Source organism: Mycobacterium sp., from assembly GCF_035499775.1.
Taxonomy (GTDB): Bacteria; Actinomycetota; Actinomycetes; order Mycobacteriales; family Mycobacteriaceae; genus Mycobacterium.
Genome location: NZ_DATJYB010000311.1, coordinates 1 through 20,203, shown reverse-complemented (window position 1 = coordinate 20,203; position 20,203 = coordinate 1). Strand labels below are relative to the sequence as shown.

General features: G+C 60.9%; 16 protein-coding genes and 1 tRNA gene. 11 read left to right on the top strand and 6 right to left on the bottom strand.

The annotated features are described in order from the left end of the window. Positions 1-2: 2 nt before the first annotated feature. Positions 3-578, top strand: coding sequence for a TetR/AcrR family transcriptional regulator (locus VML93_RS19785; protein WP_325613281.1), 576 nt, complete (start codon positions 3-5; stop codon positions 576-578). Here VML93_RS19785 and VML93_RS19780 read toward each other — a convergent pair. Genes VML93_RS19780 through crcB (VML93_RS19770) form a run of 3 tightly spaced genes read right to left on the bottom strand, consistent with a single transcriptional unit; the run spans position 572 to position 2,444 of the window. After that, positions 572-1,684 (bottom strand): DUF190 domain-containing protein, encoded by a 1,113-nt coding sequence (locus VML93_RS19780; protein WP_325613279.1) that lies wholly within the window; start codon positions 1,682-1,684, stop codon positions 572-574. The genes VML93_RS19785 and VML93_RS19780 overlap by 7 nt on opposite strands. After that, on the bottom strand, positions 1,681-2,049 hold the full coding sequence (gene crcB / locus VML93_RS19775; RefSeq protein WP_325613278.1) for a fluoride efflux transporter CrcB: 369 nt from the start codon (positions 2,047-2,049) through the stop codon (positions 1,681-1,683). Before crcB (VML93_RS19775) ends, VML93_RS19780 begins: the two co-directional genes overlap by 4 nt. Next, positions 2,046-2,444 carry a fluoride efflux transporter CrcB gene (gene crcB / locus VML93_RS19770; RefSeq protein ID WP_325613277.1) on the bottom strand — a complete coding sequence of 133 codons (399 nt, stop codon included), beginning with the start codon at positions 2,442-2,444 and terminating at the stop codon, positions 2,046-2,048. The genes crcB (VML93_RS19775) and crcB (VML93_RS19770) overlap by 4 nt, the downstream gene beginning before the upstream one ends. 81 nt (positions 2,445-2,525) lie before the next feature. On the opposite strand from crcB (VML93_RS19770), the gene pgm reads away from it, so the two are divergent. The 7 genes from pgm to VML93_RS19735 all read left to right on the top strand — a co-directional run bounded on the left by pgm (position 2,526) and on the right by VML93_RS19735 (position 12,442). Continuing rightward, entirely contained in the window at positions 2,526-4,154 is a 1,629-nt protein-coding gene (pgm, locus tag VML93_RS19765) for a phosphoglucomutase (alpha-D-glucose-1,6-bisphosphate-dependent) (RefSeq protein WP_325613275.1), read from the top strand. Between the two features lie 66 nt (positions 4,155-4,220). Continuing rightward, a tRNA-Ala gene (locus VML93_RS19760) sits at positions 4,221-4,296 on the top strand. Between the two features lie 629 nt (positions 4,297-4,925). Further along, positions 4,926-6,128 carry an ATP-grasp domain-containing protein gene (locus tag VML93_RS19755; RefSeq protein WP_325613272.1) on the top strand — a complete coding sequence of 401 codons (1,203 nt, stop codon included), beginning with the start codon at positions 4,926-4,928 and terminating at the stop codon, positions 6,126-6,128. Between the two features lie 50 nt (positions 6,129-6,178). After that, positions 6,179-7,231 carry a cupin domain-containing protein gene (locus VML93_RS19750; RefSeq protein WP_325613270.1) on the top strand — a complete coding sequence of 351 codons (1,053 nt, stop codon included), beginning with the start codon at positions 6,179-6,181 and terminating at the stop codon, positions 7,229-7,231. A 113-nt stretch (positions 7,232-7,344) separates the two neighbouring features. Beyond that, entirely contained in the window at positions 7,345-10,608 is a 3,264-nt protein-coding gene (locus VML93_RS19745; RefSeq protein ID WP_414686399.1) for an ATP-binding cassette domain-containing protein, read from the top strand. A gap of 95 nt (positions 10,609-10,703) precedes the next feature. Further along, positions 10,704-11,597, top strand: coding sequence for a hypothetical protein (locus tag VML93_RS19740; RefSeq protein WP_325613267.1), 894 nt, complete (start codon positions 10,704-10,706; stop codon positions 11,595-11,597). Continuing rightward, entirely contained in the window at positions 11,594-12,442 is an 849-nt protein-coding gene (locus tag VML93_RS19735) for an aminotransferase class IV (protein ID WP_325613265.1), read from the top strand. Before VML93_RS19740 ends, VML93_RS19735 begins: the two co-directional genes overlap by 4 nt. Before the next feature lie 45 nt (positions 12,443-12,487). On the opposite strand, the gene VML93_RS19730 is transcribed toward VML93_RS19735, so the two are convergent. Then, positions 12,488-13,747, bottom strand: coding sequence for a carboxylate--amine ligase (locus VML93_RS19730; protein ID WP_325613263.1), 1,260 nt, complete (start codon positions 13,745-13,747; stop codon positions 12,488-12,490). A 291-nt stretch (positions 13,748-14,038) separates the two neighbouring features. Between VML93_RS19730 and VML93_RS19725 the strand changes: the two genes are divergently transcribed. The 3 genes from VML93_RS19725 (at position 14,039) to VML93_RS19715 (ending at position 16,707) form a co-directional block, all read left to right on the top strand. Further along, positions 14,039-14,197 carry a hypothetical protein gene (locus VML93_RS19725; RefSeq protein ID WP_325613261.1) on the top strand — a complete coding sequence of 53 codons (159 nt, stop codon included), beginning with the start codon at positions 14,039-14,041 and terminating at the stop codon, positions 14,195-14,197. Between the two features lie 246 nt (positions 14,198-14,443). Further along, positions 14,444-15,709, top strand: coding sequence for a hypothetical protein (locus VML93_RS19720; protein ID WP_325613260.1), 1,266 nt, complete (start codon positions 14,444-14,446; stop codon positions 15,707-15,709). 2 nt (positions 15,710-15,711) lie between these two features. Beyond that, positions 15,712-16,707 (top strand): methyltransferase, encoded by a 996-nt coding sequence (locus VML93_RS19715; protein ID WP_325613258.1) that lies wholly within the window; start codon positions 15,712-15,714, stop codon positions 16,705-16,707. Between the two features lie 598 nt (positions 16,708-17,305). Here the strand turns inward: VML93_RS19715 and VML93_RS19710 are convergent. Both VML93_RS19710 and VML93_RS19705 read right to left on the bottom strand, forming a co-directional pair. Beyond that, a complete protein-coding gene (locus VML93_RS19710) occupies positions 17,306-18,802 on the bottom strand; it encodes a PE-PPE domain-containing protein (RefSeq protein WP_325613256.1) in 1,497 nt (498 codons plus the stop codon). Between the two features lie 50 nt (positions 18,803-18,852). After that, positions 18,853-20,203: PPE family protein (locus VML93_RS19705; protein ID WP_325613255.1), on the bottom strand; the 1,351-nt coding region annotated here is incomplete at its 5' end.

Sequence of the window (20,203 nt, the reverse complement as noted above, 5' to 3'; positions counted from 1 at the left end):
TAGTGCAACCGGGCCGGCCGCGTGATGCCCGGCTGGATCGCGCGATCCTGGCCGCGACCCGCGAGCTGCTGGCCGCGGGCAGTTACGCCGAATTGTCGATGGAAAGCGTTGCGGCCCATGCCCGAGTGGGGAAGAAGACTCTCTACCGGCGCTGGTCATCGAAAGCGCCGCTGGTCGCCGAAGCGGTCTTGGCGGCTTACGGAGGGTCGGGGTCGTTCCCGGTCGCCGAGACTGGCGACATCCGCGCCGACCTACGGTCATGGCTCGACGAGCATGCCGATTTCCTGGCCGAGCCGCCCAACGCGGCCCTGGTGCGCGCCCTGGTCGCCGCCGCGGCGGCCAGCTCGGCCGACGGCGCGGCGCTCTACCAGCAGCTGAGCGCACCCCAACACGCCGGGTTGATGACACGACTTCACCGAGCCGTCGAGGACGGGCAGGTCAGCGCCGACGCCGATCTGCACGCAATAGCCGACGCGCTGATCGGCACCCTGCTCTTGCACGCGTTGACGCGGCCGGGCCCCAAGGCGCGATTCGAGGGGCTGCTAGACGCGCTGTTGCAGGGCTGCGCAAGTCAGTAGTCGTACTGAGCCAACGTGATGTCGCCGACGCGCTGCGCCCCGTCGACCGAAAGGGCGGCCGGGACCATCTCGCTGGTCACCAGACCGTGGCGATTAGTGAGCTCGTCGATGATGTCGAAGCTGCGTGCGATCGACTCCGGCGTGTCGACGATGATCGTGGTCACCGGAACCTTGCGTTCCAGTTGAAATAGCTTGTCGCCGTGGGGTTTATGGTCTCCATGAAATCCCCAGATGCCGCGCAGCACCGTCGCGCCCCGCGCCGTCCCGGACCGCAGCAGTTGTTGCACGATCGCGCGATGGATCGGCAGCCCGTCGTGCCGGGTTGCTTCGGCGGTGTACACCATCAGCTTTTGCCACAGCGTGCGACCCTGGTCGTCGGTCACCGGCAGTTCCTGGGGGCGCGCGAACAGCTCCCCGTCGCGTTTGCAGATCCGCACCCGCTCGACGGTAAGCAGTGGGTTGGGCACCAATTCAGCGAGTTCCGTTGCGGCGGAACGGACTTGAGCCACCGACCCGGTGGCGATGATCATCAGCGGCACATTGACGTTGCGGGCGAAGAAGCGGGCTCGGCACCGCTCCCCGTGGGCGGTGCCGTCGACACCGAGAAGCACTATGGCACCGGCAAACCCGTGTCGGTGCAGCAGATCACAGATCGCGATGTAGGCCAGCTTCCCGCCGACGTGCTCTTGACGGCCCACATACACGGTGATCTTGGCCCCGTCACCGCTTTGGCCGCCGTTGTAGCCGTCGAAGTCGCCGAGACTGGCGGTGCCGCCCAGTTGACGGGTGACCAGCCGCGCGCGTTCCAGTGTCACCAGTCCGCTGCCGGTCATCGCCGTGACATCGCGGACCAAAGAGCGGATCTTCGGCTCGACATCGACCGCGGCGACGGCCACCGCGGGATCCTCCGACAGGCTCAGCGACACGTCACTGCGCAGTTCGTGGCTCGGGCCGAAACTGGCGATACCGCGCAGCATTACGCTGGTCGCCACATCGCCGGCGCCGAACAGATCAAGCATCGCGTCGGCCAGAAACCCGCCCCTGTCGCCGGCCGCGCGTTGGCGTTCGGCGAAGTACGTCGTCAACTTCAAGCACGGCTCGTTCATATCTGGCCCGCCACCAATTGTCCGAATAGCGCAGCAGCCAGGCCGAGGCCGACGCTGACAACGATGTTGGCCAGCGCCGGTCGTGTCTGGCGCTCCTCGGCAAGCCGCTGGGTTTCCAGCATCCAGGTGGAAAACGTGGTGTAGGACCCGACGAACGCGGTGCCGGCCAGCAGGGCCGCGTCCTTGCTCAGTGCCAGGCCGCCCAGAAACCCGAGCAGCGCGGCACCGCTGATGTTCACCGTCAGCGTGCCGAACGGAAAGGGCCGCGCCATCCGGCGCGCCACCGCACGGTCCACCAGAAAGCGCGCCACCGACCCGATCCCGCCGATGACCATGACACCCGCCCAGACCAATGCTGTCGTCATGACCGCACCCGCACCCGGCGCACCAATGCCGTCGCAAGGTGCACCGCCAGCAACCCCAACACGATGCTGACCACGGTGTAGCTTGCCGCCAGCACCCAATGGTGGTGCTCGATCATTTTGAGGGTTTCGACCTGCATCGTCGAGAACGTGGTCAGCCCGCCGCACAAGCCGGTGCCCAGCAGGGGGCGCCGATAACTCGACAGCGGCAATCGCTCCAGCAACCGGGTGGTGAAATAGCCGACCAGGAAGGCCCCGACGATGTTGACCGTGAACGTCGGCCAGGGCCAGCGCGCCGGGTCGGGGGCCGCGAGGGTGCCCAGCGCTGCCCGGGCCAGCGCGCCCAGCGCTCCACCGGCGAAAATCGCGGCCAACTCCCGGTAGTCGTGGTTAGCCACGGTCAATTCCCTTCGATATCCCGGTGAACGCTTGGAAGCATAGAGCGACAGGCGAGTGCTGTACGGGCAGAATTGGCAGACATGGCCAACCTGCGTGCCGGTCAACCGGCCCAGCCCGAAGACCTTGTCGATCTACCCCATCTGGTAACGGCCTACTACTCGGTCCAACCCGACCCCGACGACGTCGCCCAGCAGGTCGCGTTCGGCACCTCGGGGCACCGCGGCTCAGCACTCAACGGAGCCTTCAACGAGGCGCACATCCTGGCCATCACCCAGGCCATCGTCGAGCACCGCGCGGCGCATGGCATCACCGGTCCGTTGTTCATCGGTCGTGACACGCATGGCCTTTCGGAACCGGCCTGGGTGTCGGCGCTCGAGGTGCTTGCCGCCAACGAAGTACTGGCGGTGGTGGACTCCCGCGACCGCTACACCCCGACGCCGGCGATCAGCCATGCGATCCTCACCTACAACCGGGGTCGCACGGAAGGGCTGGCCGACGGGATCGTCGTGACGCCGTCGCACAACCCGCCACCGGACGGCGGTTTCAAGTACAACCCCCCCAACGGCGGGCCGGCGGACACCGATGTGACCAACGCAATCGCCAAGCGCGCCAACGAGATTCTGCGTGACGTGGCGGCGGTGAAGCGGGTGCCGTTTGCCCGCGCGCTGAGCACTGCCCAGCGCCACGACTACATGCGCAACTATGTGGACGACCTGCCCAACGTCGTGGATATCGCCGCGATCCGCGATGCCGGTGTGCGAATCGGCGCCGACCCGCTGGGCGGGGCCAGCGTGGACTACTGGGGCGCGATCGCTGAGCGGCATGGTCTGGAGCTGAAAGTGGTCAATCCGCTGGTCGATGCGACATGGCGGTTCATGACGCTGGATACCGACGGCAAGATCCGGATGGACTGCAGTTCGCCGGACGCGATGGCCTCGCTGATCGCCAACCGGGAGCTGTATCAGATCGCCACCGGCAACGATGCCGACGCCGACCGGCACGGCATCGTCACCCCGGATGCGGGGTTGCTGAATCCCAACCACTATCTGGCGGTGGCCATCGACTATCTGTACACGCACCGCCCGTCCTGGCCGGATGGCATCGCGGTGGGCAAGACCGTGGTCAGTTCCTCGATCATCGACCGGGTGGTGGCCGGCATCGGCCGCAAGCTCGTCGAGGTGCCGGTAGGGTTCAAGTGGTTCGTCGACGGCCTGATCGGCGGCACCATCGGCTTCGGCGGCGAGGAATCGGCGGGGGCGTCGTTTCTGCGGCGCGACGGATCGGTGTGGACCACCGACAAGGACGGCCTCATCATGGCTTTGCTGGCCGCGGAGATCCTGGCCGTCACCGGCGAGACGCCGTCGCAGCGGTACCAGACGCTGGCCGCCGAGTACGGCACGCCGTTCTACGCACGGGTCAACGCGCCTGCTGACCGCGACCAGAAAGAACGGCTCTCCAAGCTGTCGGCCGACCAGGTGAGCGCCACCGAGCTGGCGGGGGAGCCGATCACCGCGAAGCTGACCAACGCGCCCGGCAACGGCGCTCCGCTGGGCGGGCTCAAGGTGACCACGCCCAACGCGTGGTTTGCCGCCCGGCCGTCGGGCACCGAGGACGTGTACAAGATCTACGCCGAGTCCTTCAAGGGCCCCGATCATCTGGCCGAGGTGCAGAAGATGGCCCGGGAAGTGGTCAATTCGGTCATCGAGTAGAGCCCTCTGACCTGGGACTTTGAACCCGTCTTGCCAGTGGTGTAGCTTCGATGGGCACAACTTCTTGGGGCTATGGCGCAGCTGGTAGCGCACCACACTGGCAGTGTGGGGGTCAGGGGTTCGAGTCCCCTTAGCTCCACCAGGAAAAACTCGGATCTCGGCAAGCTACTTAGAGCCGTTTGACGACAGTTTTGACGACAATTGGCGCTTGGAACTCTCGCCTGGGCTGGTGGCCCTATGCACTGCTGCGCGGGCTGGTGAACGTCGTCCTCGATCGGCGGCTGGCAGCTGATCCAGCGATGCATCAAGTCATCCGGACGATCGAGCAACGTTAATGACCAGACACCGATTCAGATCCGCGACGGCCGGCGCTAGGGCCACTTGCTCGTGGACACATTTTGAACACAAAGTCCGGTCCGGATCGGGATAGCCGTTGTGAACTGCTGTCAGCCGTCAGCAACCAGGGCCAATCTCGACGTCCTGACCAGGTAACCGGGGATCGCTTGGGCTGAAGGGAAAGTCAGCCCCCGTGCAGGTCTTCGGCCTCGACCCATCGACCATCTTGGCTTGTTGACGCCGTCAACACGGTCTCGCTCAGTCCCTGGTGACCAACTTAGACCCTGGTTGGCTTACCCCGCAGATAGGAAACCCTTCCCTTCCCAACAGTGAAGTCTGGCTTTCTAGCTATTCCGGAACCCCCTACTTAACATTCACCATTTTCCCATGACTACTCGGTTATCTGGCCCGCTGCCACCAAGCGGTGAAAGCTGCGTGGATAACGAGTTCGCCATGGTGAATCACGCGCCCACCGAGATGAAGAACATCGTTCTCGTGGGCGGCCACGATGAGACGTTCACACATTTCGCGGGATTGGGTTTCGAATTCAGCGTCTTACAGCGCCCGCGACTAATCGGCGAGAACCTGCGTACGCTCACCGATGACATCCACCCCGTTCCGGATTTCGAGCCGGACACCGTCGCCGCTGAGATAGAAAGAATCATACAGTCGAAGCGAGTGGACTACATTTTTTCATTCACTGAGTCCGGTTTGCTCCCCGCAGCGCTGGCCAGTCACCGCTTCGCCATCCCTGGAATCAGCCTGGCCGCATGCGGGCTGTGCATCGACAAACAAATGATGCGGGAATTTCTCGCCGGTTCGGAGTTCGCCGTCGCGAGTGCGATATGCCGTACCCCGACTGCCGTCGAAGCCTTTTTCGACCAGCATCGTCGGGGAATAGTTCTCAAGGATCCGACGGGATCTGGTAGTGAAGCCGTGTTCATCGTCCGCGACGAGCGCGAATTGGCAATTGCACTAACCCAGGTGGGCCGAGAAGACTTCGTCATGCTGGCCGAAGAATATCTACCGGGACGCGAAGTCAGTGTCGAGACCTTGACCATCGACGGCAAGCATCGGATTCTCGCCGTGACCAACAAGAAACTGCATAGGAACACCCTGGCGGAGGAACAGCACGTTATTTCTCCCGACGTCGTGGTCGCCAAACAGTTCCACGAGATCAGCGACTATTGTGAACGATTGCTCACGCGAATAAAGCATCAGCACGGGCCGTGCCATATCGAAGTGAAGATCGCGGATAACAGAATCCACCTGATCGAGATCAACAATCGAGTCGGCGGCGACTACATCGGGCTCCTGGTCGAACTCACGACCGGCGTCAGTCAAGTCAGAGAAACACTCCGCTGCCATAGCGACGCGACCCAGTCCAATTGCGACCGCGAGAATCGGGCGCTTTACACACACGCCGCATCGCATCAATTCTACGAACCCATCGAGCCGGAGCTGCTTCGGAGAGCTTTGCGCGGCGTCGACATCGTCAGGCTTCATATCGGGCCCGCGAAATCATCGGCGTGCAGGCCCCGGACGAATCAAGACAAGGTTGGCTGGATCGTCATAGCAGGCAATGAGCGTGATGCCTTCCACCGTGCCATCGACTTTCTCGACGCGTACTGCTCGTGAAAACCCATCGCGATCCCCAAGGTCGCCCACCAACACATGAAAGGTTGACAATGCAAATCATCGCCAGGAATGACCTCGCTTCGGTCAATGAAGCGGTGGTCGACGGCCAGGTCCACGACCTGGGCGTCGTCAAAATCTTCGCCCAGCACCCTGAATTGGCGCAATTCATTCCCGCCTCCAGCAACTTGGCCATCAGCTGGGTCAGATTGGAAGGTGGGCAGGTACTGCCTGTGCACAAACACCCGGAGCCGAGTCTGATCCTGGTCTGCGAGGGATCGGGACGAACGATGGGGAGCACACGCCGGGATGTCAGCGCGGGCGACATCGTTCTGGTACCGAGCGATACGTGGCACGGCTTCGAAGGAACTCACCTTGGCTTCTGGGCGCTTTCGATCCAATTCAACGGTCGGGCGTTGTACGAGAATACGGACGAGCCGAACGTAGTGTTTACACCCGCCGAATCCCATCCGGCTGACCAACTTCTCGAGGACAACAAGAAGTACTTGGAGGAATTCAGAACCAGCAAACTGCTGCGGTTGATCGACGACCCTTCGCTGGCCGATCACGATGTCCGCGAAAGACTGCTGGATTGCCAGCAAACCTGGTCGGATGTGTTTCAAGACCTCTTGCACCTGCGCGTGGCGATGACGATGGATCCAGAACACAAACACGTCGCGCTGGACCATTTGGTCGAAGAACTAGGACACAACAATAACCTCCGAAATCAACGGCAATCGCGGCATCGCCCGGTCACTGACCCGACGTTTCTGTCGATCATGGACTGGTTCAGGGAACAGATGCTCTACCGAAGCGATATGGTGCGAACCCTTCTGATGCACATTGTGTTAGAAGGCAGTGGCGAAATCTGGCACCGGCACGCGGCACGTGCGTTCCCGGACCTTCCACACTTCGAAGACCACGGGGAGGATGACGGCGACCACGTGACAATGGGATTGGATCTGCTCAATCGAGCCTCGCTGACCGAGATCGAAGAATTGAGGGAAGCGCTCGCCGAGGGGTGGAAGATGATCACACAATTGTGCGACAGGATCGCTTTCATTGCATTGGCCGAGGATGCGACGTCCGAGCTATCGAAATGCTGAAGAGAATCGTCTGGTTTTCGCTTCCCAAAGCCGGCCATCAGTCAGGCCGCCCAGCGAATGTCTGCCACCTTTCGAGGTGGCAGCGCTGGTGCGATTCGGCCCACGCTGACGACGTGCGGGCGAACGACCAACAACGTCTGCACAGATCCGTGTTCGAAGCGCTCCGCAGAGATGTTTGCCTTGCGTTCTTGGCAATCACCGTCAATGCTGGTTGCGCCTTCGGGGCGGCCATCACGCTGAAATCGCTTATCGAGCATCTCATCAAGCCCGGTACACCCCTCGTGGTGAACCTGGCGCTCGCAATCACCTGCATGCTGCTGACGTTTTCGGCATGGGTGGCCCTCAACCACTCCTTCCTGCTCGCCGAACTTGCAGGAATAGGAGGCCGGACATACATCGAGCAGAGGTTGCTGCGAAAGAAGAATTTCGATTACCGTTCGAACCAGCCGGTCGGCTTCACCACACTGTTCGACCGTGAGGCAGCGCGCGTCCAAGCCGCGTGGTCGGGCGTCGTGTTCATGGCTCTAGCACTCGCAACGATTGCTTTCACCACCGTATTCTTCTTCATGGCGTTAGGGCCGAGTGCCTTGTCAGCCCTGTCAACAATTTTTGTCGGTTCGATGGTGATCTTCTGGATCACCAAGCGCTTGAACGGCGTCCACGCCGAACAATCCGCGCGCTCGGCGGCTCGCATCGAAGTCGCCTCGTTTTCATTGAACAATAGGCTGCACGCGTGGCTTAAGAACTGGAGCGACGAACTGACCCGCCGGTATGCCCACGAACGTCGTGGCGAGGAGCAAGCGCTGAAGAAAGCAGCGCGCCTGGTCGCTTTGATCAATCTCATTTCTACTCTCACGCCGATTATCGCCATGCTTGCCGCCGCGGTCACCCAGCTAGCCGTCGTTGGGTATGTGGACCCGGCCGGCGTGTTGTCGGCAATGGCGCTGATCGGTGGCCTGAGATCGGTCGCCAACAACGTTCCGGAAATTGTGCAGAGCATTTCCCAGGGCATGGTCGGGCACCGGAACGTATCGCACTATCTGTCCGTGACCCGTCGGTCGAGCGCCGACTCGAGAACGGTACAGCTACCGACGACATCTGCAAAACACATTGCAGTCGTCGGTGCGGCGGGTAGCGGGAAAACATCAGTACTGAAAGCCGCCGCTCGAATGAGTAGCCGCGACCGACATATAAACGTGTTCATCCCTGACGAACCATGGGTATTCCCGGGGGGGCTGCGCGAAAATCTGTGTCTTTACCGGGGCGACTTTTCTGATGACGACGCACGAGAAGCCATCAGCATGTCCAGGCTGCCCGAGACCTTTTATACCGAGTACCTCGAAAGCAATTCTCGAGAAGAGAATGCAGACTGGGATATCTCCCGCGGGCAGGGCAAGCGTCTTGAAATCGCTCGCGCGATACTCGCGGAGCCATCATGCATTTTCATCGACCAGCCAACGTCGGGGCTGAACGATGACCTTGCACATGGATTGCTGAGTTCGCTGCTCCGGGGGCCGTGGCAGGACGCGACGGTTGTCTTTGCCACGGACAAGCAAGACGAGATCGACGCTGCGCAGGAGATCTGGGTGGTGGCGGACGGCGCCGTTGTGGAAGTCAAACCGAACCTGACAGTGCCGCGACTGGATTCTTTCCAAGAAACGACGAGGCGGGGCAGCACTTCCGAGGAACGCACACTTTCTCGTCAGAGTACCGACGGCGCGGGCTCGTCCGAATGTCGGAAACCGGTGCGTCGGAGCCTGATGAACTCGGGGTTGGCCAAGGTCGTGCTCGTTGCACTTGCCCTGTTTTTGTGCCGGGAAGTTCTGACGATTGCCGGCGATTACCTCACGGCGAGTGGACTTTCGACCTCGAATGCGCGGGCTTCGATGGTGGCGCTGGTTTGCATATTTTCGGTCGGCGCTGTCCTGTCGATTTCCGGTGCGCTATTGGTCGTACAAAGCAGTATCAGGGCGGCGAGTCGACAGTGCGTCAACTACTTCACGAACATTATGAGTCCGACGCTCGATCGATCGATATCTGCGGAGGTCAACCAGGACAGCCAGAGCAAACTCACGTGGGATCAACGGCGTGTCGACGAAGTCTTCCCCCTAGTCCTGCTCCATTCGCTGTCCGCGGCGACGTTTCTCGTCACGACCGCCGGTTTCGTTCTGAGCAAGAACGTTCTCGTGCTGCTGCCCTTCGCCGGAATGTGCTTCGCCTACTGGCACAGTTTGAGGCGAACAAGCGACCGACTGCAATACTTCAACGACCGGGTGATCAGAACGACTTCCGTATTGTTCGCGCAGGTCGAGGCGTTCACGTGGAGGTCGAGCAGATTCGATTTCGCGAAGGACAACTCGGTGCTGGTGAGGTGGCTGAATGAAAGTCTGATGAATCGCACATTCGCGTCTATGGATAATGAGAGGGCGCACCGATGGTTTGTTTACAAGCTTGACGTGATCGGCTTGGCCTTCCTTTCGGTCATTGTGGGTTCAACGGTGCTTATGCACGCCTACGGTGGCGTTGGCTTGGCCAATGTGCTTGCATTGAGCCTCTGCTACAGCCTGATCGCCGTCTTCGCACGTGTCGGGATATGCCTTGTGGAGCTCAGGCAGGTGCTGGACAGTGCGGATCGCCTGCTCACCCGTCCCGTCAATGCCGAACCTGACCGCGCTTGCGCAACGTTGAATGGCGACGGTGCGTATGTGTCGTTTTCGGACGTCACTTTCGTTGCCCCGCAGTCAAACGCGTTGCTGCTTGAGGGTTTCACGGAGTCGTTCCATCAAGGTGACGTCGTGGTGATCACGGGTGCAAGCGGGGTGGGCAAGTCGACACTCGCGAAACTCGTTGTCGGCGGTCTGCAGCCGACGACAGGCGTCGTGTCCACTTTGGGCTGCACGACGGGGTACGTGTCGAACATGCACAAGCAAGACGTACTTCTGCTGACGTCGAGTCCGGTCTTCAAGCCAGGGAAACTGTCCGAACACTTCAATGATCCGGAGGACGCGAAATTGGCTCGGACGGTTGATTTCCTCGAATTGGACGACGTCCTTGCGCGCATACCCGGGGGGTTCGACGAGTTAGTACCCTCGACCGGCCGGCTTAACCTGAGCAAGACGGAGTTGCAACGGCTGGCACTGTTGGATGCGCTGGTCAACCCACCCGCGATCGTCATTCTGGACGAAGCGACGTCGTCATTGAATTCGGATGCCGAGCGGTCCATATTGGGGTCAGTGACGTCCGCATTGCCCGACACTCTCTTCTTCATCATCACTCACAACCCCCGCCTGCGTGAACTGGGCGACCGGGTATTTCACTTTACCGATGAACGGCGCCTCGTCGAGATTCATCACGAAGTCGCCTGCAGCAGTCATTGACCGGGATCGAAAGGATAGAGAGGGATTCGATGGATTGGCAGCCCCAACGCGGTGCGTTTTGCGCAAGCCACAACGTTCCGGAGCCACGGCTCCCGTTGAGCGAGATCGCCCACTGGGACGCCGTGCTCCAGCATCGAGGAGTCAGCAATGACGCGTTGCATCAGGAGGGCGCATATGTCGCTCCCGGGTACTTCTATATGCCGGTGTCGAACCAGCCCGACGGGCCGAAGCTGGCGGAGTTGTTGGATTCGGCAGCCGGTTCAGACTGGTTGTTGGTTCCATCGGTTCCCAAAACGCAGTACAACGACGCTTTGCACGCCGCCAATGCTATTGCAGTTCCGTTCATGCAGGTGGCGTACTTCCGTACCTCAGGACGTATGGATGCCGCCCTGCGGACAGCGGTCGGAGACAGACAGTACAAGTCGATTAGGAGGATTACTTCGAAGGCCGAGGACGCATGTCGGAGCGAGATATACCGACTGTCTGATATATCAGATGGCCATCGAGCCCTGGACGATTTCGCCGTTCTGCAAGCCCTGAATGGAGCGAAATATCGGCATTCGAAAAATCTCTATACCCGCGAGGTTCTGGGTATGTTGGCACGTTCGATGGATGCAGCGAAATACTACCTGAGGCTCGAATACGAGAAAGCCTCAGATATTCCCCTATACGGAGCGCTGAGTTATGCGGACGAGGAGCGAGCCGTGTTTTCGGCGCTGGTTGGTGGTCAAGACCGCGACCGTGTTCCGGATGGACTCAATTTGTACATCGCCGGTCTTTATCAGTTGTATCGGCTTGCCAGTGACTTGGGGTTCGATAACATTTGCCTGGGCCGGGGAGCCATCGAAGGGAAGATGCGACTGGGCGCGAATCATATCGTCGACCTAGTAAACTGGCTGATTCCGGTAAACACACGCCGCACACTCGCGATGAACGAATTCGCGGGAATGACTGACAAAGCCGCAGCACCTCGAAGGGAACCCGAATGATCAGCGACGTCGTCTGGGACGATGGTAGGTTCGTCAGAAGTCACGAGGTGAGATTGTCGCCTGCCATTCATTCGTTGTCGTATGCGTCGTCTGTCTTCGAGGGTATCCGCAGCTACGACGGAAGAATACTCAAGTGTGAAGACCACTTGGACAGGTTGCATCGGTCGGCTAATGTATTCGGGCACACCGTGCCGTATTCGAATCTGGAGCTGACCGAGGCCTGCTACGAGTTATTGCGGGTCAATCAGTTGGCAGATGCATATATCAAGCCGATAGTTTATTACGACGATGCGGATATCAGCTTCAAGGGCCAGGGTTGCTCGAGCAAGGTTGTCATATTTGCCCTTCCTTTTCCGTCGGTTTCGACAGCCCAGCCGTATCGGCTTACGACGGCAGCGTGGCGACGACCACCCGCATCGTGCCATCCATATCAGGCAAAATCGTCGTCGAACTACGCGTTGAGCTATTTGAGCTACCGCAAAAAGCCTGTCGACTGTGACGACGTCCTCTTTCTTTCCACAACCGCAATGGTGTGTGAATCGAGCGGCTCGAACATCTTTTTTACCCAGGGCGACACATTATTCACACCTACCACGGAACTAGCTCTGGCAGGAATTACCAGAAAGCTGATCATCGAGGAGCTGTGTCCGCAATTGAACATTTCCGTGGTGGAACGCGACATTTCATACGTCGAGCTTGAAGCCTTCGACGGGGCATTCTTGTGTGGGACTGCGATGGAGATCACGGCAGTTTCCAGTATCGACGATGTCCGCTTTGCTGGATCTGCCTTGGTCGATACGCTCGCATCCGAGTACCGCCGGTTTACGACCGGCGGTTGCTCATGACGTCAAGCACCTCTAGACCCGCATAGCCACATCCGTATCGCCCTATCATCCAGATGTGAGGCACGAGATAGGATCTCCAGTTGGGATGACTTGCACGGTCGTCAAAATTTCGCGGATCAGTGATTCAACTTCAGAGCTCGAGCTTCCCGCTACTATGCCGCAGACCGGTAGCTCAAAATCGAAATAGCTCACTTTCTTTGGAAGGGAAGTGTCTGCTTCCAGCTGCTTCCATTTGAGCACATCTGGATGGTCTCGAAATTTTTCGCTCCCCTTAATCGCGCAGTGCCGCGATTCAAGCCGGTGACCTGGGAACATGAAATCTCCATATGTCCTGCTACCCGCCTTCCTTTCGAACCACTGTTTCAGCGGATTGACATCGAGAGGTGACCGATCGAGGCTTATGGCCAAACCAGCTGTAATTAGGTCAATGCCCGTGGCAAGCCGGAATGTCTCCACGATATCGCCCCCTCCGGGGCGGGCTGCGACCTCAAGGAAAACCATTCCGTCAACGGCCTCGATCATTTCAAGATGAAATGAGCCATTGCAGATGCCGACAGCCCGAAGATAGTCAAGTGCTACCTGGCAGCGCCCACCATCGTCGTCGAGTTGAATCGACCCCTGTGGAACACCTTGGGCAAACTCGAGGCAGGTGCCTAAATATTTGCTGGCGACGATCGCGACCGGGTCGCCGGCAAGCATCACGCCATCAAAGTGGAGGATCGGCCCCTCCACGTACTCCTCAAGTTGGAACCGCCCCGGATCCCAGCCTTCCAGACCTGTGGAGTGATTGGCGATCGCAGTGACGGCGTCAGCGTAGGTGGAGAAAACGAGGACGTCGTTGCTGGCGGTTCCATCGACGGGTTTAAGGACCGTCTTGCCAGTCCAAGGAGCGGCATCCGCAGATGAAGATGTGAGTGCCTCGTAGCACCGCGCAAACCTGGGTACGCGAAGTCCCGCTGCTGCGACCGCGGCTTTCATCGCCACCTTGTCGTTCACTATATGGACCTGCTCCGGCATTTCCCCTTCCACCCCCAGGCCCCGCCGGATCTGTGCTGCTTCCATGGTCTCGTATTGGGAGACGCTGATTACCCTATCGATGTGATCGTCGGGAGAAAACAAGGTGAGAACTTCTTCGACCAGACCTGCGTGACCCGGCCTTTCTACCCTCTTGCAGGGAAGGTCGGAAGGGAGAGTCGCAAGCTGCGCGCTCGTGCCCACGTAGACGACATCGTGGAGCCCGTGATCGATCACACGATGGTATTCGATGAAGGAATACGGAACGCGATGCAGGATGACAAGTTTCATTTAAACGACTCCACTGGGATGAAATGGGTACTGCGTCTGCATAACCGAGTAGTCATGAGGACAATGATGATGATCAGGAAGTGGTTCCGTAATCGCTGGGAAGCCAGATTTGCTCTCCTGAATGGGAAGGGTTTCCTATCCATCTGGTAAGCAACCCCGAGTCCCTTCGGTCATGAAGCCAACGACCCGAATGGGTTCCTCAGCGTTGGCATTGGTGCGGTCTGATTCCAAACTGCGTGAGCAAACTGACCCCGGCGTCGCAGTCGAATTTTGATTCCAGGTCCGGTGGAAATGTTGTCCCTGGCGGGATCGCTTGGGCGGTTGAACACCGATCTGGTGGACGGCGCGGTCGGCGCCGGCAGTGCGAGCGTGGTGTGGCTGAGGCTGGGCGCGCTGTGCGCGTTGGTCGGCATCACCACCGTGCGGCGGCGATGGCCGAGCGGACCCTAGCCCTTACCGGGCGGATAGGAAATCCTCCCTTTTCACAAGTGGAATCTGGCTTCGCAGCGATTACGGAAACCGTGGTTGACAAGGACTATTTCCCTCATGACTACGTACACCGAAGACCAGCAAGACGTCGACTGGATCCAGTCACACGCCCGTGCGGCCTCGTCGATAACGAGCGCAGCCGGAACGACGTCCGGCAAGCCCGTGGAAAGGAAAAGGTCTGCGCGTGATTCTGAGCAGAATCCCGAATTGGTTTCCGACGCGTTGCTCGAGGCCGAGGCGAAGTTGGTCGACAGCGGCGCAATCGGCGTGGGTGGCGGGTGCCTTCACGCGTACCGCGGTGCGCCCACTCAATTGTCGGGTACCGAAATAGAGCGAACGCTTCGGAGATGGCAGGCAGGGCACGCAGAGTTTCCGTTCAGTGCTGTCGTTGCCCATTACCGGGCGGTCGGACGAAACCGGGTGCGGCCAGACGTTGCAGCCAAGCTGAGGGATCTCCACGGTAGGCGCCTGGACGATCCGATTCTCGCCGCGTGGCTGCCGATGACGTTCGACACAGATCACGGCACCTATTCGACATACGTCGGCCTCGACTACTTCGACCACGTGGTTGAATCCGCGCAGCGACCCGCAGATTGTGAACGCGTAGATGCATACATCGCGGCCGCGGCGATCGACCTCGCGCTGTTGGAGACGAGGGCGGCCGCGGCGTCTCCTCATGGCCCGCAATTGGCCAGGGCGCGCGCAGCGACCCGCGTCGTAACGCAACTTGGTCGGTTCGCACCCGATTACGTACTCGATCCAAGCCTGGCGGCCACGGGTGCGGCGGCAATGGCTCACGCCGGCTGCCATTACGAATCGTTTGCATCCGCGGCGGCACTGGCGCTGGAAAGCGTCCCTAACGACATCGCCACTGCAGTTCGGCTGACACTGCTGCCAACCACCCGCCTGCATGACGAGCAGATGTTCATCCGCTGCATCCAAATCTTCGAGGGTCTGTACCGGCAGACTGCGACAGCAATCTCATCGGCGACGCGGAACCTCCTGGCTGGCGAGACCGCACATGCAGCGGACTGCCTCGACCGGGCATCCGGCCGGCTGGAAGCCATACCTATGCTCTTTCGAGTCCTGACCACGATGCCGATCGACGCCTTCTCCGTCATTCGCGGCTTCACCAACGGCCGGAGTGCTGTTCAGTCGCGCGCGTTTCGCGAGATCCAGTTCTCATGCGCGCCGGCAGATCGGCGCCCTCATCACATTCAGCACGTCGATGCCAGGGAGGCTACCCTGCAGTGCGCTTATCTTTCGAGGCGAAGCACGCTGGCCGACGCACTGCATTTCGAGGAATCGATGCGCCGCCTCGACCGCACATGGGGTGCGATGAAACAGGGCCACTGGGGCATCACGCGGAAGATCATCGGATCTGTACCCGGTACCGGAGGGACGGCAGGCGCATCGTACCTACAGACTGCGGCCAAGTCCTCGCTCTTTCCTGGGCTGCCCGCGGCGGCGTGACCATGAGCGAAACAAACGAGCGGGTCAGAAGGCAAATCATGGGATACATCGTGTCCCAGGCTATTTCGGCCGTCTGCGAACTCGGTGTGCCCGAAATACTCTCGGATGGACCTCGCTCGCAGCATGATCTTGCAACGAGCGTGGGCGCGAACGCCGATGCGCTCCGTCGATTCCTACGAGTGCTCGTCGCAGAAGGTTTGTTCGAAGAAGACAGCCTCGGGCGATTCTCCCTGACTGAGGCTGGTGAGCTGTTGCGAATTGACACGCCCGGTTCGCTACGGCATTTGGTCAAACTGATGTCGAATGAGGCTTACACCGCGTGGGGACACGCGCTTCATTCTGTCCGAACCGGCAAGGAGTCCTTTTCAGAAGCCTTCGAAAAGCCGTTCTTCGATTGGTTGTCCGAAAAGCCGCTTGCTGCAAAAGAGTTCGCCGGGGGCCAAGCTGGACTGGTCGAGATGCGTTTGTTACCGCTGCTCAACCGCGACTGGTCGGAAGTAGGGACCGTCGTCGATATCGGCGGTGGGGAGGGCGCACTGATTTCTCGCCTGCTGCGAGGTCATGCACACTTGAGGGGCGTGCTGTTCGACTTGCCCCATGTCGTTTCGGAGTCGGAGTCGAAACTCCACTCGGCAGGCATCGATGACCGAACGACAATCGTCGGCGGGAGCTTCTTCGAAGAAGTCCCTCCCAACGGGGATGTTTATGTGATGTCGCAGATTCTGCATGACTGGGATGACGAATCCGCGGGGAAGATTCTCAGGAGTTGTCGGCGGGCGATCCCGGAACGTGGCCGTCTGCTGATCGTGGAGCAAGTCCTACCCGAAGCTGCCACCGCCCACCCGATGGCACTCCTGGACCTGCACATGCTGGTTCTGCTAGGTGGTCGTGAGCGCATGGCTACCGAATGGAGCCGGCTGTTGAGCGACAACGGTTTTAGGCTGGAATCCATCACACCGGGTCCTCGATCGTCCGTAATCCAAGCCGCTCCGGCGTGATCTCACCGCGCGGCGTCCAGCGCCAGGCGACCTGTTCTCCGCGGGATAAACGTGAGCTCACGACTAAGCCGGGGTCTTCGTCGACCGAGAGCCAGCAATCGCGACCCCAGCGACCAAGAGTGCGACGATGACAGCGCTAGTACGGCGAGAGCGGCGTCGCTATTTCGCGGCAGGCTGAAACGCCGTCGTAGTACTCGCCGCGACACTTTGGGGTGTCTTGGGCCAACAGAGGTGACCGCGCCTGTGACTCGGCGATTCGTTTACGCAGTTCAGACCACCTTTTACAGAGGTGACCGAGGTTCGAGTTTCTTCCTATTGCCTCCACCAAAAAACAGCAGGTCACAGCGACTTGCTGATTCGCAGGTCAACACAGCCAGGGCTCGCCTGGATGGGCGCGTGCATCCAATTTCATTTGAAGAGTTCCGGCAACGTCTGGTTACGACAGCGTCGGGAGAGACATCAATCGCCGCCAGTTAGGCGGCGACGGCTGTTGTACCCGGCCAGCGGTGCGCGGGTAGTGCCACACGAATTTCGCGACCTCGACGTGCTGCCAGGGACACCGGCGGTTAAGCCAAGGTCTTGTCCGGGTCGACCACGCTCAACCATTCCCGAGGGGAGGGATATCCAGAGCGCGTAGCAGCGAGCCGACGGCGGTCGTCACCGCAGACACGCCGGTGACGCTGGGCTGACCCAGGTTAATCGACAGACCCGGATCCAGAGACGGAACAAACGGGTACGTGTCGGGCATGGCCGACTGCGGAAGCACTCCTGCTAGCACCAGGTCCGCCTGCACGCCTTGCGTGGCTCCCTTGATCAGGTCGGTGCCGACGGTGATCGGGTTGACCAGGTGGATCAGGCTGGCAGGCGTGGGTAGATCCGCGTAGTCGGTATTGGCTCCGCCGATATCGCCGTAACCCATGTCGATCAGCACTCTCAAGTCCGGTTGGATCAAGTTGAGCAGCGGCTGCGGCAGGTTCAGCGGCCTCAGCAGCGGCAGGTCCTGGGTCGGAATCATGTAGTAGGTGGTATGGCCCGTAGCTCCGGGAGATACCGGCTCGACGATCGCCGTCGCAACCTGCTGAGGTGTCAGGCTCTCGTATGCGGGAGTCGGACTGAGGTGGTCGTAGTACAGGCCGGCAACGGCGTTGGCGTCTGCGAGGAAGTTGAGCGGGTAGCGGGGAAAGTCGGCGAAGCCGTCGTATTGGATGGAGTAGATGTAGGTCGGGTAGGACAAGTCGGGTGTCGCACCACCGAGTGTTTCGTTGAAACCGGGTAGGTATAACCCGACGAAGCGTTCGAACAAACCGCCGTTGGGATTGTTGGGATTGCCGGCCAGTACGAAGCTTAACTGGGTCGAAGGCGGTGGAATGGAACCGTTGGCGATGCCCTGTAGGTACTCGGTGGCGATGGTGGCGCTTTGGGAAAACCCGAAAACGACGGTTTGAGTTCCCGCCGGTTGGGCTGCGATCGCCTGCTGCAGAATCTGACGCCCCTGAGCAACCGACGTATCGAAGGTCAAACTGTTGAGGCCGGTCAACGGGAAGCCCTGCTCGGGGGTGGTCAAACCGGTCGGGGTGGCAGTCTGGGGAGCGATGTGCGGCTGGATGTAGGCGTTGTAGACGTTGGTCAGGTAGGTGTTGTTTGGGACGGGGTTGCCGGTGCCGCCCATGATCATCGTGGCGACGCCGGCGTTGGTAGCTGCGGGAGTCGCGGCCGTCACGTTTGCACCATCGCCGGTCAGGGGGCGCCCAAACAGGGCCGGTGCATTGATCGAAGCCAGCAAATCGTCCTGCGCTGTCTGCAACGGCAATGCGTTCAGCGCCTCCGCGGCCAGATACGATCCAGCCCCCGAAGTCACCGCCTGAACAAACTGCTGATGAAATGCACTGGCCTGCACGCTGAGTGCCTGAAACTCCTGGCCGTAGCCGGCAAATAACGTTGCCACGGCCGCCGATACTTCATCAGCGCCGGCGCCCATCAGCCAAGTGGTTGGTGCAGCGGCCGCCGCATGTGCTGCATCCAGCGCCGAACGGATGCGCTCCAAATCCGCTGCCGCCGATACCAACGACTCGGGCGTCACCGTCAGAAGTGACACGCTGCCCCCTCTGCCTCAATCGCCATCACGGCTCCCTCATTGAAGCACGGTTATTCGTACCGCTTTTCCGTCTGCGCTGAATCCTCCGGCCCACCGGATCCCGGCGATTCTTCGCCGCGGTCGCGGCTCCAGGTGTGCGGCAATCTCGGCGTGGTTGGTCCGGCACCGAAGCCACCAGCCAGAGCCATCAGCCCTTCCGGGCGGACCCCGTCGGCCTTGGACGCTGTCCCGGTGAATCCCAACGATCGGGCACCCTGGTTTGAGGCGGCTATCGGGGCGGGTGCGCCGTCCGGCGGCACGTCCAGTTCGGAGTCGATGTCGACGTATTCGTCGCCGCGGCCCCTCATCTCGGTCCGCCGGCGTCGCCGCGACCGCTCCTGCGTCGATGCCCGTGACGGGGCTGCGGCCGCCGCGACGATATCCGCCGACGGCGCCTTGACCTTGCCACGGCCGATCAGTGTCGGGCCGTCCTCGTCGGGTCCACGGCCGGACACCAGATAGCCGAAACCGGGTATACCGGCCGCCGGTGCGGGTGCCGTTGCCGGCGCGGAGCCGGGCGCTGACGCGGGAGCCGACCCACCCGTCGCGGTCGACGCGGCCGACGCGGCAGTCCCGGGCGCTGCGACCGCAGTTAGGTTCCCCGCAGCCGGCCGCGCCTCGGTCGGCGGAAATTCCGGAATCTGGCCGCCGGCGGGCAGCTTTAAGCCGGCAAGTCCGGCCAGACCCGCAAGTCCGGCGACACTCGCAAGACCGGGTAGGCCGACGAACGGCAGTAACGGAGTGCTCAACAAAGCCGCGGGCGACAAGAACAGCGTGTCGAAAGTGACTTCATAGGTCGCTGCGAACACCAGTGGACCAAGGAGGGCCGGGGAAGGATTCTCCAAGAAGGCGAGCACCGCCGCGGGGAATCCGTTGAGGGAATCGATTGGGGGCGGGCCCTGCACGCCGAACAACCCATCCACAACGGTCTGGACGAAGTTTTCCCAGTCAGTGAGGATGTTGCCGGGGGAGGGGTCGGTGGCGGCGGATTTCAGTACGGGGGGTGCCGGCGGCGTGCTCGGTACCGTCGCCGCCGCCTGCGCGGAGACCGCTTGGTAGGTGCTCATGGTGGTGGCGGCCTGAATCCACATCCGCACATAGTCGGCCTCGTTGAGTGCGATCGGGATGGTGTTGATTCCAAAGAAATTCGTGGCCAGCAGCACCGCGTGGGTGGCGTGGTTGGCGCCCAGCTCGCCCAGGGTGGGCATGGCGGCCAGCGCGGTGGTGTACGCGACGGCGGTGGTCTCCTGTTGTGCGGCCGTGGCGGTAGCGTTGGCGGCCGCCTGGGCTAGCCAAGCCACATACGGCGCATGGGCGGCCACATACGACTCGGCGCTGGGGCCCTCCCACGCTCCGGCCTGC